14 protein-coding genes are annotated in these 14,216 nt (G+C 63.8%); 9 read left to right on the top strand and 5 right to left on the bottom strand.

Going from position 1 to position 14,216, the window contains the following annotated elements:
• The first annotated feature begins 17 nt into the window (after positions 1–17).
• From folM to APH27_RS12280, 3 genes are read left to right on the top strand one after another with little or no spacing between them, the layout of a single operon-like run.
• Entirely contained in the window at positions 18–710 is a 693-nt protein-coding gene (folM, locus tag APH27_RS12270) for a dihydromonapterin reductase (RefSeq protein WP_027918426.1), read from the top strand.
• Between the two features lie 9 nt (positions 711–719).
• On the top strand, positions 720–1,016 hold the full coding sequence (locus APH27_RS12275) for a DUF1244 domain-containing protein (protein ID WP_054884724.1): 297 nt from the start codon (positions 720–722) through the stop codon (positions 1,014–1,016).
• Positions 1,009–1,350 carry a HopJ type III effector protein gene (locus APH27_RS12280; RefSeq protein WP_060484933.1) on the top strand — a complete coding sequence of 114 codons (342 nt, stop codon included), beginning with the start codon at positions 1,009–1,011 and terminating at the stop codon, positions 1,348–1,350. The genes APH27_RS12275 and APH27_RS12280 overlap by 8 nt, the downstream gene beginning before the upstream one ends.
• A gap of 116 nt (positions 1,351–1,466) precedes the next feature.
• On the opposite strand, the gene APH27_RS12285 is transcribed toward APH27_RS12280, so the two are convergent.
• The 3 genes from APH27_RS12285 to APH27_RS12295 all read right to left on the bottom strand — a co-directional run bounded on the left by APH27_RS12285 (position 1,467) and on the right by APH27_RS12295 (position 4,774).
• Entirely contained in the window at positions 1,467–2,375 is a 909-nt protein-coding gene (locus APH27_RS12285) for an alpha/beta fold hydrolase (protein ID WP_060484934.1), read from the bottom strand.
• Between the two features lie 179 nt (positions 2,376–2,554).
• The gene (fabV, locus tag APH27_RS12290) at positions 2,555–3,766 is read right to left on the bottom strand and encodes an enoyl-ACP reductase FabV (RefSeq protein WP_060484935.1); all 1,212 of its coding nucleotides are present in this window, start codon (positions 3,764–3,766) and stop codon (positions 2,555–2,557) included.
• Between the two features lie 144 nt (positions 3,767–3,910).
• The gene (locus APH27_RS12295) at positions 3,911–4,774 is read right to left on the bottom strand and encodes a LysR substrate-binding domain-containing protein (RefSeq protein ID WP_060484936.1); all 864 of its coding nucleotides are present in this window, start codon (positions 4,772–4,774) and stop codon (positions 3,911–3,913) included.
• 135 nt (positions 4,775–4,909) lie between these two features.
• Here APH27_RS12295 and APH27_RS12300 point away from each other — a divergent pair, with 135 nt between their 5' ends.
• The 5 genes from APH27_RS12300 to APH27_RS12320 all read left to right on the top strand — a co-directional run bounded on the left by APH27_RS12300 (position 4,910) and on the right by APH27_RS12320 (position 10,659).
• On the top strand, positions 4,910–5,950 hold the full coding sequence (locus APH27_RS12300) for an agmatine/peptidylarginine deiminase (protein ID WP_060484937.1): 1,041 nt from the start codon (positions 4,910–4,912) through the stop codon (positions 5,948–5,950).
• Complete coding sequence (gene aguB, locus APH27_RS12305) at positions 5,947–6,843, top strand: N-carbamoylputrescine amidase (RefSeq protein WP_060484938.1); 897 nt, start codon at positions 5,947–5,949, stop codon at positions 6,841–6,843. The genes APH27_RS12300 and aguB overlap by 4 nt, the downstream gene beginning before the upstream one ends.
• Before the next feature lie 2 nt (positions 6,844–6,845).
• Complete coding sequence (locus APH27_RS12310) at positions 6,846–7,931, top strand: extracellular solute-binding protein (RefSeq protein ID WP_060484939.1); 1,086 nt, start codon at positions 6,846–6,848, stop codon at positions 7,929–7,931.
• A gap of 3 nt (positions 7,932–7,934) precedes the next feature.
• Positions 7,935–9,044 (top strand): agmatine/peptidylarginine deiminase, encoded by a 1,110-nt coding sequence (locus tag APH27_RS12315; RefSeq protein WP_060484940.1) that lies wholly within the window; start codon positions 7,935–7,937, stop codon positions 9,042–9,044.
• Between the two features lie 436 nt (positions 9,045–9,480).
• Entirely contained in the window at positions 9,481–10,659 is a 1,179-nt protein-coding gene (locus tag APH27_RS12320) for an acetyl-CoA C-acetyltransferase (protein ID WP_060484941.1), read from the top strand.
• 22 nt (positions 10,660–10,681) lie between these two features.
• Here the strand turns inward: APH27_RS12320 and APH27_RS12325 are convergent, their stop codons facing one another.
• Entirely contained in the window at positions 10,682–11,533 is an 852-nt protein-coding gene (locus tag APH27_RS12325; protein WP_060484942.1) for a 5-methyltetrahydropteroyltriglutamate--homocysteine methyltransferase, read from the bottom strand.
• A gap of 229 nt (positions 11,534–11,762) precedes the next feature.
• Here APH27_RS12325 and APH27_RS12330 point away from each other — a divergent pair, with 229 nt between their 5' ends.
• The gene (locus APH27_RS12330; protein WP_060484943.1) at positions 11,763–13,250 is read left to right on the top strand and encodes a methylenetetrahydrofolate reductase C-terminal domain-containing protein; all 1,488 of its coding nucleotides are present in this window, start codon (positions 11,763–11,765) and stop codon (positions 13,248–13,250) included.
• On the opposite strand, the gene yjiA is transcribed toward APH27_RS12330, so the two are convergent.
• Entirely contained in the window at positions 13,210–14,187 is a 978-nt protein-coding gene (yjiA, locus tag APH27_RS12335; RefSeq protein WP_060484945.1) for a GTPase, read from the bottom strand. The genes APH27_RS12330 and yjiA overlap by 41 nt on opposite strands.
• Positions 14,188–14,216: the final 29 nt, after the last annotated feature.

Genomic DNA, 14,216 nt, shown 5'->3' on the forward strand with positions numbered 1-14,216 from the left:
AAGTTGACCGCCCGCACATGAACAGCCCAATTCTCGTCACCGGCGCCAGCCAGCGCGTCGGGCTGGCCCTGGCCCTCGAACTGGCACAGGCCGGCCATACGGTGATCAGTGCCAGCCGCAGCCTTCAGCCGCAGTCCGCGCACCCGAACATCGTGCAGTTCCAGGCCGACCTCTGCCTCAGGGCCGACCGTGAAGCATTGATCGACCACCTGCAGCGCAACTACGACGGCCTGCGTGCGATCATCCACAACGCCTCGCTGTGGCTCGACGACGACCTCGACAACCTCGAGACCATGTTCCGCCTGCACGTCGAAGCGCCGTACCACCTCAATCTGGCCCTCGGCGAGCTGTTGAACAAGGTCGACAAGGCCGACATCATCCACATTTGCGACGAAACCTCTTCGCGCGGCAGCAAAGGCCACATCGGCTACGCCGCGACCAAGGCCGCGCTGCAGAACATGGTGCTGTCGTTCGCCGAAAAGTACGCGCCCAAGGTGCACGTCAACGGTATCCTGCCGGGCCTGCTGATCCTCAAGGAAGGCGGGGACGAGGCTTACCGCCAGCAGACCTTGAAAAAGGCCCTGCTGGAGTTCGAACCCGGCGCCGGGCCACTGATCGAGACGGTGAAGTACCTGCTCGCCAGCCAGTACAGCACCGGCAGCCAAGTGGTCATCAACGGTGGCCGCCACCTGAAGAACCGCATGATTTGAGAGACTGCCATGACTGAGCAACAACAACTCGAGCTTGAAGCCGCTGCGTTCCGGCGCCTGGTCGAGCACCTGCAAAAACGCACCGACGTGCAGAACATCGACCTGATGAACCTCTCCGGTTTCTGCCGCAACTGCCTGTCCAAGTGGTACAAGGCCGCCGCCGACGAGCGCCAGGTCGACATCAGCCTGGATGACGCCCGCGAAGCGGTGTACGGCATGCCTTACGCTGAGTGGAAAGCCCAATACCAGAAAGAAGCCAGCGCCGAGCAGCAAGCGGCGTTTGAACAAGGAAAACCTCGTGACTGATCTGAACACCCTGCGCAGCAGCCTGGCCAGCGGCCAACACGTCTTCGCCGATACCCTGGCGTTCATCGCCGGCAACTACAGCTACCAGCCCCAGGCCTTCAACAACGGCGGCGTGGAGAATGCCGCCGGGCAGAACGAAGGTTCGTGCAAGACCCTGGGCCTGGCCCTGCTGGAAGGCCTGAGCGACCAGGAAGCGCTGCTGGCCTTCGGCGAGCATTACCGTGATGTGCTGGCCACGCCGGAAGGCAATGACCACGGCAACATCCGTGCGCTGATCAAGCATGGGCTGGCGGGTGTGAAGTTCACCGAGCTGCCGCTTTCGCGCAAGGCTTGAGATTGCCGGGGCCGCTGTGCGGCCCTTTCGCGACACAAGGCCGCTCCTGCAGGGAACCCGCTCTTCTGTAGGAGCGGCCTTGTGTCGCGAAGGGGCTGTGAAGCAGCCCCGGAATTTCAACGGATAGTCGTCCCCGGCACTCCGTCTGCCAGCCCGCCCTCGCGCAACCACTGCAACGCAATCGGCCACAGGCTTTCGCGGAAGCGATCATGGAAGAACGCGAAATGGCCAATCTCGCTGACCGAGATATCCACAGGCGCAATGCGCAAATGCCGCCGCTGCGCCGCAGGCAGATACCCTAGCAAACGCTCGGTCGCTGCCACCGTGCCAAACGGATCGTCCGTCAGGCTGATGGCCAAGGTCGCAGCCCGTACCTGGGCGAAAGGCAGTGTCGCCAGGCCGCGCCCGCTCGGGCGCTGTTCATAAAGCGGCGTACGCGTGGTCCAGTCGTGCACCACACCGGCCGGGGTGTCTTCCAGCCAACCAAGGCGCTTGCCGGGGAAGTAGCCGAAGGCACGGGTCAGCAGCGGCATCACCACATGCCATTTGCCGAATAGGCGCCAGCGCTGGTCGGCGGCATAGTCGCGCCAGTAGGCAAACTGCGCACCGACCATCACCACCCGCCGCACCTGCCCCGCCGAGGGGGCCAGCCCCACGGCGCAGCCACCGAAACTGTGGCCCACAACATCTACCGGCTGGCCGGGGAAATGCGCAGCGGCGTGCGCCAGCATGGCCTCGAAGTCCAGCCGCCCCCAATCGCTCCACGAAGCCTGGAAGCCACGCAGCGACGCCGGGCGCGATTCGCCTATGCCACGGTAATCGTAGGTGAGCACGTCGCAACCTTGGGCGAACAGGTAGTCGGCAAAGCGTGAGTAGTAGCGACAGCGTACCGAAGTGGCCGCATTGATGATCACCAACGGGCGATGGGGATCAGGCTGGGCGTGGCGCCAGCAGAAGCCGCCGAGGCTGTAGCCGTCGGCCGTGGCCTGGCGAAAGGCGGTGGCGGGTTGGGTGAGGCTGCTCATGGCGCGCGTTCCTGTTGTTGTGCGCCAAAACTAGCAAAAAAATCGGGGGCTGTACCGGCCTCTTCGCGGGTAAACCCGCTCCCACAGATACCCCACTGAGCCAGAGAGCTGTGGGGTACCTGTGGGAGCGGGTTTACCCGCGAAGAGGCCGGTACAGCCCCCTCAGATGTCAGATCGACTTACAGCTCGATGCAGTCGAACTTCACATCGGTGGCCACGTCTTCGTCGTAGTTGACGTCAGCACGCTCGAAGCCGAACAGGTTGAGGAACTGCTTCTTGTAACCGGCGTAGTCGGTCAGCGCGAACAGGTTCTCGGTGGTCACGGTCGGCCACAGTGCCTTGCAAGCGCCCTGCACATCTTCGCGCAGTTCCCAGTCGTCCAGGCGCAGGCGGCCTTTCTCGTCCACTTCGGCAGGCTGGCCATCGGCACGGAACATACGCTCCCGGAACATGCGGTCGAGCTGGTCCTGGGTGCCTTCGTGAACGCCCTTTTCCTGCATGATCTTGAAGACCATCGACAGGTACAGCGGCATCACCGGGATGGCCGAGCTGGCCTGGGTGACCACCGACTTCAGCACCGCCACATTGGCGCCGCCCTTCACTTCACCGGCCAGTTTCTCGTTCAGGCGCAGTGCGGTCTGGTCCAGGTCCTGCTTGGCCTGGCCCAGGGCGCCGTGCCAGTAGATCGGCCAGGTGATATCGCTGCCGATGTAGCTGAAGGCCACGGTGCGGGCGCCTTCGGCCAGCACGCCAGCGCCAGCCAGGGCGTCGATCCACAGCTGCCAATCCTGACCACCCATGACAGTGACAGTGTCGGCGATTTCCTGCTCGGTGGCCGGCTCGATGCTGGCCTCGATGATGGTGTCCTTGTTGGTGTCGATGGCGGTCGACTTGTACGGTTCACCGATCGGTTTCAGCGCGGAGCGGATCACTTCACCGGTCTGCGGCAGCTTGCGCACAGGCGAGGCCAGCGAGTAGATGACCAGGTCGACCTTGCCGCCCATTTCGTTCTTGATCAGCTCGATGACCTTGGCGCGGGCTTCGTCGGAGAAGGCGTCACCGTTGATCGACTTGCTGTACAGGCCCTCGGCCTTGGCGAACTTGTCGAATGCGGCGGAGTTGTACCAGCCGGCGGTGCCGGCCTTGGTCTCGGTGCCTGGCTTTTCGAAGAACACGCCCAGGGTATCGGCCTTGAAGCCGAAGGCGGCGGTGATGCGGGCTGCCAGGCCGTAGCCACTGGAAGCGCCGATGACCAGGACCTTCTTCGGGCCATCCTCGCGCACGCCCAGCTTGCGGGTGGCTTCGATCTGGTCACGGACGTTGAGCTCGCAGCCCTTCGGGTGAGTCGTGGTGCAGATGAAACCGCGAACCTTAGGATGAATGATGGCCAATGTCTGTACCTCGTCAGGTTTATGCCGGGGAAGCGCCCCACGGGCGATTCCGATTGATCAGAGGGTGAGACTACCCCCGCAGGTTATCCGACACATATTAAGGGCTGAACCCAGGGATTCAAAACCGAAGGCCAGTACAGGCTGTCATGAATCCGCAGCCAACACCCCTTTCAACCATCCCAGGAACTGCCGGGCCAGTGGATCATCCTGGCTGTCCCGGTGCACCAGACAAGCCCACACCGGCCCTCGCACTCGCTGTACAGACAGTGCCTGCAGACGCCCCTCGCCCATCGCCCGCTGCGCCAGCAACTGGCTGACCAGGGCAACGCCCAGCCCCTCGCTCGCGGCATCCAGCAACAGCCCTGGATCGGAAAAATTCAGCCCCTTGCCCTGCTGCCCTACATCCTCGCCGCCTTCCAGCTGCCAGTGGCTCCAGTCCATTTCGCGCTCGCCATGCAAGGTGGTGCGCTGTTGCACTGGGTGCTGCAGCAGCGAAGGGTGGCAGGCGGGATACAGCGTGTCCTGGTGGAGCACGGTAAAGCTGCACTCGGCCTGGGCACTGAGGTCGTCACGAATGGCCAGGTCAATGGTTTCGCTGGCCATGTCCGGCACCTCGAAACTGGTGAACAGCCACAGATCGACCTGCGGGCAGCGCTGATGAAAATCGGCCAGGCGCGGCAGCAACCAGTGCCGGGCGAAGGCCGGGCTGGTGTTGACCACCAGTTGATTCGGCTTGCGGTACTGGTCCAGGCGACGAATGCCGACTGCCAGATGCTGCAGCAGCGATTGGGTGGTGCTGAGCAGGTCGTGCCCGGCATCGGTCAGGCTGACGCTGCGGCCACTGCGGTGGAACAGTGGCTGTTCCAGGTAGTTTTCCAGGCTGCGGATCTGCTGGCTGATCGCCGACTGGGTGAGGTTCAGGGCCTCGGCGGCCTTGTGGAAGCTGCCAAGCCGTGCGGCGGCTTCAAAGCCCCTCAGGGCATTAAGCGGTGGCCAGTGTTTGAGCATGATCGATAAGCCCTGCTAATCAGATGTCGGCTAAATCTATCGTTTGTCGCCACCCCTTCATAGCCATAGCATGGACACCAACACCCGCGACGGCGGGCTTCGTTGATAAAAATCCTTAATAGATCGGAGTTCACTATGCACTTGTCCCTCGACAGCGGCTGGCGTATGCCTGCCGAATGGGCCCGCCACGCGGCGACCTGGATGGTCTGGCCTCACAACCAGGCGCTGTGGGAAAACGGCTGGCGCGTCAGCCTGGCCGATGTGCAGCGCGACTATGCCCGCGTGGCAGCCGCCATCGCCCGTTTCGAGCCGGTAAAGATGGTCGTCGATCCATCGGCCCTGCAAAGCGCCCGCGCCCTGTGCGGCGCCAACATCGAGCTGATCGAGCTGGCCGTGGACGACAGCTGGTGCCGAGACAGCGGCCCGAGCTTCATCTGCCACCCGCAGCACGGCCTGGCCGGGCTGAGCTGGCGCTTCAATGCCTGGGGCGGTAAATCGCAACACAGCCAGGACCGCAGCCTCGGCCGACGCATCCTCGACCGACTGGGGTTGGACGGCTTCAGCACTGCGCTGTGCAACGAAGGCGGCGCCATTCATGTCGATGGCGAAGGCACGCTGATCACCACCGAATCGGTGCTGCTCAACCCCAACCGCAACCCAGGTATCGACAAGGCAGAATTCGAAGCCTGCTTCGCCCGCTACCTGGGCATCAGCAAGACCATCTGGCTGCCCGGCGACCCGCAGTACGTGACGGGCGACATGACCGACGGCCATGTCGATGGCGTGTGCGCCTTCGCCCGCCCAGGTGTGCTGCTGGTCGATGCCACCCATGACCACGGTTCGGTCTATGCCGAAGTCGTCCGGGAAAACCGCCGCGCGCTGGAACTCGCCACCGACGCCCAAGGCCGGCATTTCGAACTGCTCGACCTGTTCGAGGCCAGCGCCGCAGTCGATCAGGACGCTGAAGTGTTCTGCGCTTCCTACACCAACTTCTACATCGCCAACGGCGCGATCATCATGCCGGCCTACGGCATCGCTGCCGACCAGGACGCCGCCGATCAACTCGCCCATGCCTTCCCGGGGCGCGAAATCGTGCCCGTGCGTATCGATGCAATCGCCCACGGCGGCGGCGGCATCCATTGCATCACCCAGCAGCAGCCGGAAGTACAGCCATGAGCCAGCTGCGGATCGCCACCACCCAGATGCCCTGCAGCTGGAACCTGCCAGACAACCTCGACCGCGCCGAGCAACTGGTACGCCAGGCCGCCGCCGATGGCGCGCAGGTGATCCTGCTGCAAGAGCTGTTCGCCACGCCCTACTTCTGCATCGAGCAGGACCACAAGCACCAGGCGCTGGCCGAGCCCTACCCGGGCAGCCCGATCCTGCAACGCTTCGCCGCGTTGGCCGGCGAGCTGGGCGTGGTGCTGCCGCTGAGCTGGTACGAGCGCGCAGGCAATGCCTTCTTCAACTCGTTGACCGTGGCCGACGCCGATGGCCAGCTGCTGGGCGTATACCGCAAAACCCATATCCCCAACGCCATCGGCTATCAGGAGAAGGAGTATTTCAGCCCTGGCGACACCGGTTTCAAGGTCTGGGACACCGCCTTTGGCCGCCTGGGCATCGGTATCTGCTGGGACCAGTGGTTCCCGGAAACGGCCCGCTGCCTGGCACTGATGGGCGCCGAAGTGCTGTTGTTCCCTACCGCCATCGGCTCCGAGCCCGGCTGCGCCGAGTTGGACTCGCGCGACCATTGGCAGGTCGCCATGCGCGGTCATGCGGCCGCCAACCTGTTGCCCGTGGTGGCCGCCAACCGGGTCGGTGTGGAAGTCGCAGGCAATGACCACGCCCTGAGCATGCGCTTCTATGGCTCGTCGTTCATCTGCGACCACAAGGGCGCCATGCTCGCTGAAGCCGACCGCGACAGCAGCGGCATCTGGCTGCACGACCTGGACCTGGCCCGCATGCGCGAAGACCGCCTGACCTGGGGCATCTACCGCGACCGCCGCCCGGAAATGTACGCGCCGCTGCTGACCCTGGACGGCAAACACCCACACAGCCTGAGGGCCTGAGCATGAAACGCCACGTATTCGCCGCACTGGCCCTGGCCATCTGCGCCAGCCAGGCCCAGGCTGACCAACCCACCCTGCGCCTGTACAACTGGGCCGATTACTTCGCCGAGGACACCCTCAAGCAGTTCACCGCCGAAACCGGTATCCAGGTGATCTATGACGTGATGGACGGCAGCGAGGTGCTCGAAGCCAAGCTGATGTCCGGGCGCAGTGGTTACGACCTGGTGTTCCCAGGCGACACCGTGGCTGAACGGCTGATGCGTGCCGGCAGCCTGAAGCCGCTGGACCGCAGCCGCCTGGAAGCACTCGACGATATCGAGCCCGGCCTGCGCAAGCTGCACGATCAATACCCTAAAGCCAGCCAGGCGACCGTCCCCTACACTTGGGGCACCATCGGCCTGACCGCGAATGCCGAGAAAGTCCGCCAGCGCATGCCCGATGCGCCGCTGGATAACCTCGACCTGCTGTTCAAACCTGAGCTGGCCGCCAAGTTCGCCGATTGCGGCATCTCGATCATCGACTCGCCTGACGAAGTACTGGCCGTGGTGCTCAATTATCTGGGCCGCGAACCACGCAGCGCCAAGCGTGAAGACCTGGCTGCCGCCAGCGAGCTGCTCAAGGCGGTGCGCCCGTACATCCGCAAGTTCCAGTCGCAACCGGTAACCGAGCTGGTCAACGAGAACCTCTGCCTGTCGCTGGGCTACAGCGGCGACGTGATCCAGGCCCAGCGCACCGCCGAAGCTGCCGGCAAGCACCTTGATTTCCAGTACCGCGTACCGCGCCAGGGCACCACGGTGTGGATGGACACCATGGCCATCCCCGCCGATGCCCAGCACCCGGATTACGCCTATCGTTTCATCAACTTCGTCATGCGCCCGGCGAACATGGCTGCCATCAGCAATTTCACCGGCTACCCCACGGCCAGCGCCAAGGCGCGCCAGGCAGTGGACCCGCGCATGCGCGACAACCCCGACATCTACCTCGACGAAGCCACTTACGCTCGGCTGATCCCGGGCCGCGACATTCCACAGGCCGACATGCGCGCGCGCATGCGTGTGTGGACCCGCTTCAAGACTGCACAGGACTGAGCCATGCCAAGCCGTAGAACCTTTCTGCAACTGTCACTGGCCGCAGGCCTTGGGGCCGGCCTCGGCCTGCCGCTGGGCCTGGCCCGCGCCGAAGAGCCCGGGCGCTGGTTCATGCCTGACGAAGGCGAGCCGCAGCAGCGCGCGTTCATCGCCTTTGGTGCGCAGGATGCGATCTGGGAGGACTTCACCGCTGACGTGCAAGCCGCCCAGGGCCGTATCGCCCAGGCCATCGCCCGCTACCAGCCGCTGACGGTGTTCTGCCGCGCCAGCGAGCGTGAACTGGCAGAACGGCACTGTGGCAGCAGCAACACCCACTTCGTCACCTGCGACCTGGACGACATCTGGATGCGCGACATCAGCGCCAACTTCGTCGTCGACGATGACGGCGCCCTCGCAGCGGTGGACTTCAACTTCAACGGCTGGGGCAACAAGCAACGCCACCGCAACGACGCGCAGCTGGCCAAGCGCGCTGCCACCCTGGCCGGAGCCCGCTACCAGCGCAGCGAGCTGGTGGGCGAAGGTGGCGCCATCGAGGTGGACGGCCATGGCACCGGCATCATGACCGAGAGCAGCTGGATCAATGCCAACCGCAACCCGGGCTGGAGCAAGGCCGACGTCGAGGCCGAACTCAAGGCACGCCTGGGGCTGAGCAAGATCATCTGGCTGCCGGGCATCGCCGGGGAAGACATCACTGACGGGCATGTGGACTTCTATGCCCGCTTCGTACGCCCGGGGGTGGTGGTCGCCAACCTGGACAACGACCCGGACGCCTATGACTACGCGGTGACCCGCAAGCACCTGGAGATACTCAAGAAAGCCACCGACGCCGAAGGCAGGCATTTGCAGGTGCACGTGGTATCCCCGCCCATGCAGGGGCGGCGTAACAGGTTCAGCCAGGGAAACAACGACTTCGCAGCAGGTTATATCAACTACTTCGTGATCAACGGCGCGATCATCGCACCGCAGTTCGGTGATGCGCAGGCCGATGAAAAGGCGCGGGCGTTGTTGGCCGTGTTGTATCCGGGGCGGGATATCGTGCAATTGGATATCGATGCGATTGCGGCCGGGGGTGGAGGGATTCATTGCGTCACCCACCAGTGCCCGGCTGTGTGAAGGCCGCCAGGTGCATGTCGACAGAAGTTCGGCGCCTGCGAGACCGAGCGCCGCCCGCGCGGCGCATCGCGGATAAATCCGCTCCCACATTTGTTGCAACGTGGCCTTTCCTGTCAGGCCATGGTTTTCAGCCTTGTTGGCATGACGGGATTTTGAGGTGGGCATTGATGCCGCTTCACCTGACTTGAGTCATGCGCCAAGGCGGGCAACCATGGCCTATCAGGTTCGGCACGTTGCAACAAATGTGGGAGCGGATTTATCCGCGATGCGCCGCGCGGGCGGCGCTCGATCTCGCAGGCGCCGAAGCACTTGCGACATGCAACAGGCAGCCCATTGATTGGCTTTTCACATCAATCACAAAGAAAAACAAACTTAACAAATCAACCAAACCCGCCGATGCTGGCAGCACTACGCCCATTGCCCGGAGAACAACAACATGAACGACGTGGTCATCGTCGCCGCAACCCGTACCGCCATCGGCAGCTTCCAGGGTGCCCTGGCCACTGTGCCTGCCGTGGACCTCGGTGCGGCGGTGATCAAACAGCTGCTGGAGCAGACCCAGCTGGATCCGGCCCAGGTCGACGAAGTGATCCTCGGCCAGGTACTCACCGCCGGTGCCGGGCAGAACCCTGCGCGCCAGGCTGCGATCAAGGCCGGCCTGCCCTACAGCGTGCCGGCACTGACCCTGAACAAGGTCTGCGGTTCGGGCCTGAAGGCGCTGCACCTGGCCGCCCAGGCAATCCGCTGCGGTGACGCCGAGGTGGTGATCGCCGGTGGCCAGGAGAACATGAGCCTGGCCCCTTATGTGATGCCTTCGGCACGTACCGGCCAGCGCATGGGCCATGGCCAGCTGATCGACAGCATGATCAGCGATGGCCTGTGGGACGCCTTCAACGACTACCACATGGGCATCACCGCCGAGAACCTGGTGGACAAATATGGCCTCAACCGCGAGCAGCAGGACGCCTTCGCCGCCGAATCCCAGCGCAAGGCCGTGGCGGCGATCGAAGCAGGCCGCTTCAAGGATGAAATCACCCCGATCGTGATGCCGCAGAAAAAAGGCGAGCCAAAAGTCTTCGACCGCGATGAACAACCTCGCCCGGACACCACCGCCGAATCGTTGGCCAAGTTGCGCCCGGCCTTCAAGAAGGACGGCAGCGTCACCGCCGGCAACGCCTCCAGCCTCAACGACGGCGCCGCCGCAGTGCTGCTGATGAGCGCCAGCAAGGCTCAGGCCCTGGGGCTGCCTGTACTTGCAAAGATTGCCGCTTATGCCAGCGCAGGGGTGGACCCGGCGATCATGGGCATTGGCCCAGTGTCGGCGACCCAGCGCTGCCTGGACAAGGCCGGCTGGCAGCTGGCTGACCTTGACCTGATCGAGGCCAACGAAGCCTTTGCCGCGCAGGCGCTGGCGGTGGGTAAGGCGCTGGAGTGGGATGCGAGCAAGGTCAACGTCAATGGCGGGGCAATTGCCCTGGGCCACCCGATTGGCGCTTCCGGGTGCCGGGTGCTGGTGACGTTGCTGCATGAAATGATCAAGCGGGATGCCCGCAAAGGGCTGGCCACCTTGTGCATTGGTGGTGGCCAGGGTGTCGCACTGGCGATCGAGCGTTGAGCCGGCGCTGACTGCACAAGCATCAGGCAGTGGCGCGCAACTCATAGGCAGCCGCTTGATTGATGGCGCTGGCCAGCAGCGCAACTTCCTGACATTTCTGCACGGCCTGGTCGACCGGGCTGTGCAGCAATGAGCAGGATGCAGCTACCCACAGCCGCTCACCCAGGCGATCGTGGGCGTCGCGCAGCAGGTCCAGGGTCTTTTCCAGATCGCAGGACGAGGCGTTGTTGCCGTCAACCAGGCCCAGCGAAAGCACCTTGTATGCCGGCAGGCGGTCGAGGATGGTCGGGTACTGGTCGGGGGCCTGGACCAAGTCGATATGCAGGCCATCGACCGGCAGGTTGGCGGCCACGCCGAGGTTGCCCTCCAAGCCACCGGAATAAATGGCGATCAGCTTCTTCAGCGGTGCACGCTGAAGGATGTTGTAAACGCGTTCGTAGGCGTTTTTCCAGTCCTGCGGCAGTTCCTGGGCCAGGATCGGCTCATCAATCTGTACCCATTCCACACCCAGGCCAGCGAGGCGGTTGAGGGCCTGGTCATACAGCGGCAGAAGGCGTTCCAGCAACTCCAGTTCGTCCAGGCCGCTGCCGCTTTTCTTACCCAGCCACAGGTAGGTCAATGGGCCGATCACCACCGGCTTGACCGCATGGCCCAAGGCCTTCGCTTCCTTGACTTCTTCGAACAGCTGTTCCCAGTGTTGGGCAAACTGCTGGTCGTCAGTGCTGAGCGAATGCGGCGGCACCTGGTCGTACCAGGCAGAATCGCCGACCGGCAACAGCTCGATGCCAGCGTCTTTCTGCATTTGCCAGTGGCGGGCACGCAGCTCGCGGTCACGGTTGATACGGGGGAACCCCAGGTTGTGTGCCAGTGCCATGTCTTGCCCCTCAGCGTTCCGAAAAAGAGTACCGAAATGAATGGGGGAATTTTCCGACCAGCGAGCGCCTGAGACAAACTCATTAAATTTGAGATGAACTCAAGAAATACTCATGATGCCGATGAGCTCGAATGTCTCGTTCAGAGCAGCAGCCTACGTATTCAGACATGAGCCCAACCGATAACCTGCCGCACAATGCCAACCTGAATACTCCAGGTGCCCTCGAGCCATGAGCCTGCTGAAAGCCGCGCTGCGCGAAAAACAATTCGTCTGCGTCATGGAATTCGTCCCCAAGCCCTCGGCGGAACGCTTCGCCGCGATGGAGGCGATCATGGCCCGCGGGCAATTGTGCGGCTGGCCCATGACCGTCGCCATCGGCGACCGCGTGGGCAGCCCGCTGGACATGTCGCCTCTGGACGCGCTCGCCTCTTTCAGCACCCCGCTCCCCGCCCTGCCGCACTTCTCCGGCAAGGACCGCGAGCGTCATCATCTTCTGGCCCAGCTGCAGCGCATGGACGCTGCCGGCCACGATCAGTTGCTGCTGCTCACCGGCGACCGCCTGCCCGGCCACCAACCCGGTGAACGCCCGGTGCGCTACCTGGAGTCGGTCGCCGCCTTGCTGATTGCGCGCCAGGCCTGCCCGCACTGGTTGCTCGGCGCGGCACTGAACCCGTTCAAGTACCACGAGGAAGAAGGCGGCGCACAGTACTTCAAGGCCGAGAAAAAGCTCGCCGCCGGTGCCGACTTCCTTACCCTGCAACTCGGCTTCGATGCCAGCAAGCACCAGGAAGCCATCCACTGGATGCAGCGCCAGGCCTCGCCCAAACCGATGCTGGCCTGCCTGATGGGCCTGACCCATGGCCGCGCGACCATGCTCGAGCATGTGGCAGGGGTAACCGTGTCGCCCTCGATGTGCGACATGCTCGAAGCTGAAAGCAAGGTGTCCAAGGCCTTTGCCCAGGCGCGCAGCGTCGACCGCCTGGCCCTGCAGATCATCGGTGTGAAGCTGATGGGTTACGCGGGCGTGCACCTGTCGGGAATTCACGAGCTCAAGCAGTTGCTTGCACTGGAGGAGCGCTTGCACCACTGGCACGCGCAAATCCACTCACTGGAGCACTGGGCGCCCGCCTGGGCCGACAACTGGCAGATGCCGGGCTTGCCCATCGTCGCGTTCCATCCGCCGCAGGGCAACTGGCGCCAGGGCGAATCGACAGTCAGTGCCTCAAGCAAGGAAAAAGTCCGCTATCACCTGCTGCACACCGCCCACTCGCTGCTGTTCAGCCGTGCCAACTGGCTCAGCAAAGCGTTCGGTTGGGCCGTGCGTCAGCCACTTTGGGCAACCAAGCGCGGAGCCCGCGTGCTGCACGGGCTGGAGCGGGCAGCCAAACGCCCGCTGGTAGGCTGCGACACCTGCGGCCGTTGCCGCCTGGAAGACACCCTCTACACCTGCCCGGAAACCTGCCCCAAAGGCCTGGCCAACGGCCCTTGCGGGGGCACGGCGCTGAACCGCTGCGAGTTTGGCGACCGTGAGTGCATTCACAGCGTCAAATACCGCACCGCCAAGGCCGTGCGGCAAACCGCCGTGCTCACCGAGCGGCTGATCCCGTGCATCGAAGTCGAAACCCGCCACCGCAGCTCATGGCCGCAGTGGTTCGAGGCCCAGTCGCCGCGCCGGATCAACCCGCAGCCAGCGCCTCGAACCCAGCCCGAATCTTAGCCTCGGGCAGTTCATCGGCAATGAATACCATCACGCTCTCGCGGTTCTCGTCTGCCGCCCATTCGGCGTCCCAGTCAAAGCCGTAGAGCTTGAGCACGCCCTGGAACACCAGGCGACGGTCCTCGCCGGCAATGTTCAGCACGCCCTTGTAGCGCAGCAACTGCTTGCCATGCTCCTCCAGCAGTTCGTTCATGAAGTCGCTGAGGCGGTCGATGTCCAGTGCAGTCTCGGTGCGCAGCACCAGGGTGGAAATCCGGTCCGGCGTGGCCGGCTTGAGCAGCGGACGCAGGCTCGGCTTGAGGTTGGCGCCCAGGTCCGGGTTAAGGTTGAAGCCGCGCACATCGAGCAGCTCGGCCAAGTCGATGCGACCATGCTCGACCACCCGGATGGCCGCCCGGCCATTGATCCGAGCCAGGCGCTCGCGCAGGGCCTCCACCGCAGCTGGCTCGACCAGGTCCGTCTTGCTCAGCAGCAGCCGGTCGGCAAAACCGACCTGGGCCTGGGCAATGGTCTGGGTCAGATGCACTTCGGCGTGGGCGGCATCGACCAGAGTGATGATGCCATCGAGGATGTAGCGCTCACGCAGTTCTTCGTCAACGAAGAAGGTCTGCGCAACGGGCGCAGGATCGGCCAGGCCGGTGCACTCGATGACCAGGCGGTCGAAGGCGATCTCGCCAGCGTCCAGGCGTTCGAGCAGCAGGTAAAGGGCACGGGTAAGGTCGCCATGGATGCTGCAGCACACACAGCCATTGGCCAGGGTCATGACCTGTACCGGCTCATCGCCAAGCAGCTGGCTGTCGATACCGGCATCGCTGAATTCATTCTCGATCACGGCAATCTTCAGCCCGTGCTCGGCCTTGAGTATGTGCTTGAGCAGCGTTGTCTTGCCGGCACCGAGGAAGCCGGTGAGGACAGTAACGGGGATTGGCGTCTGCACGCAGAACATCTCCTGCACAGTAGAAAAAG

Origin of the sequence: Pseudomonas sp. NBRC 111123, from assembly GCF_001320205.1 — a bacterium.
Taxonomy (GTDB): domain Bacteria; phylum Pseudomonadota; class Gammaproteobacteria; order Pseudomonadales; family Pseudomonadaceae; genus Aquipseudomonas; species Aquipseudomonas putida_J.

Coding starts and splice junctions, on each gene's coding strand:
- APH27_RS12275 (WP_054884724.1), top strand. CDS start 720: ATGACTGAGCAACAACAACTCGAGCTTGAAGCCGCTGCGTTCCGGCGC.
- APH27_RS12300 (WP_060484937.1), top strand. CDS start 4,910: ATGCACTTGTCCCTCGACAGCGGCTGGCGTATGCCTGCCGAATGGGCC.
- APH27_RS12315 (WP_060484940.1), top strand. CDS start 7,935: ATGCCAAGCCGTAGAACCTTTCTGCAACTGTCACTGGCCGCAGGCCTT.
- APH27_RS12285 (WP_060484934.1), bottom strand. CDS start 2,375: ATGAGCAGCCTCACCCAACCCGCCACCGCCTTTCGCCAGGCCACGGCC.
- folM (WP_027918426.1), top strand. CDS start 18: ATGAACAGCCCAATTCTCGTCACCGGCGCCAGCCAGCGCGTCGGGCTG.
- APH27_RS12320 (WP_060484941.1), top strand. CDS start 9,481: ATGAACGACGTGGTCATCGTCGCCGCAACCCGTACCGCCATCGGCAGC.
- APH27_RS12310 (WP_060484939.1), top strand. CDS start 6,846: ATGAAACGCCACGTATTCGCCGCACTGGCCCTGGCCATCTGCGCCAGC.
- APH27_RS12330 (WP_060484943.1), top strand. CDS start 11,763: ATGAGCCTGCTGAAAGCCGCGCTGCGCGAAAAACAATTCGTCTGCGTC.
- APH27_RS12295 (WP_060484936.1), bottom strand. CDS start 4,774: ATGCTCAAACACTGGCCACCGCTTAATGCCCTGAGGGGCTTTGAAGCC.
- APH27_RS12325 (WP_060484942.1), bottom strand. CDS start 11,533: ATGGCACTGGCACACAACCTGGGGTTCCCCCGTATCAACCGTGACCGC.
- aguB (WP_060484938.1), top strand. CDS start 5,947: ATGAGCCAGCTGCGGATCGCCACCACCCAGATGCCCTGCAGCTGGAAC.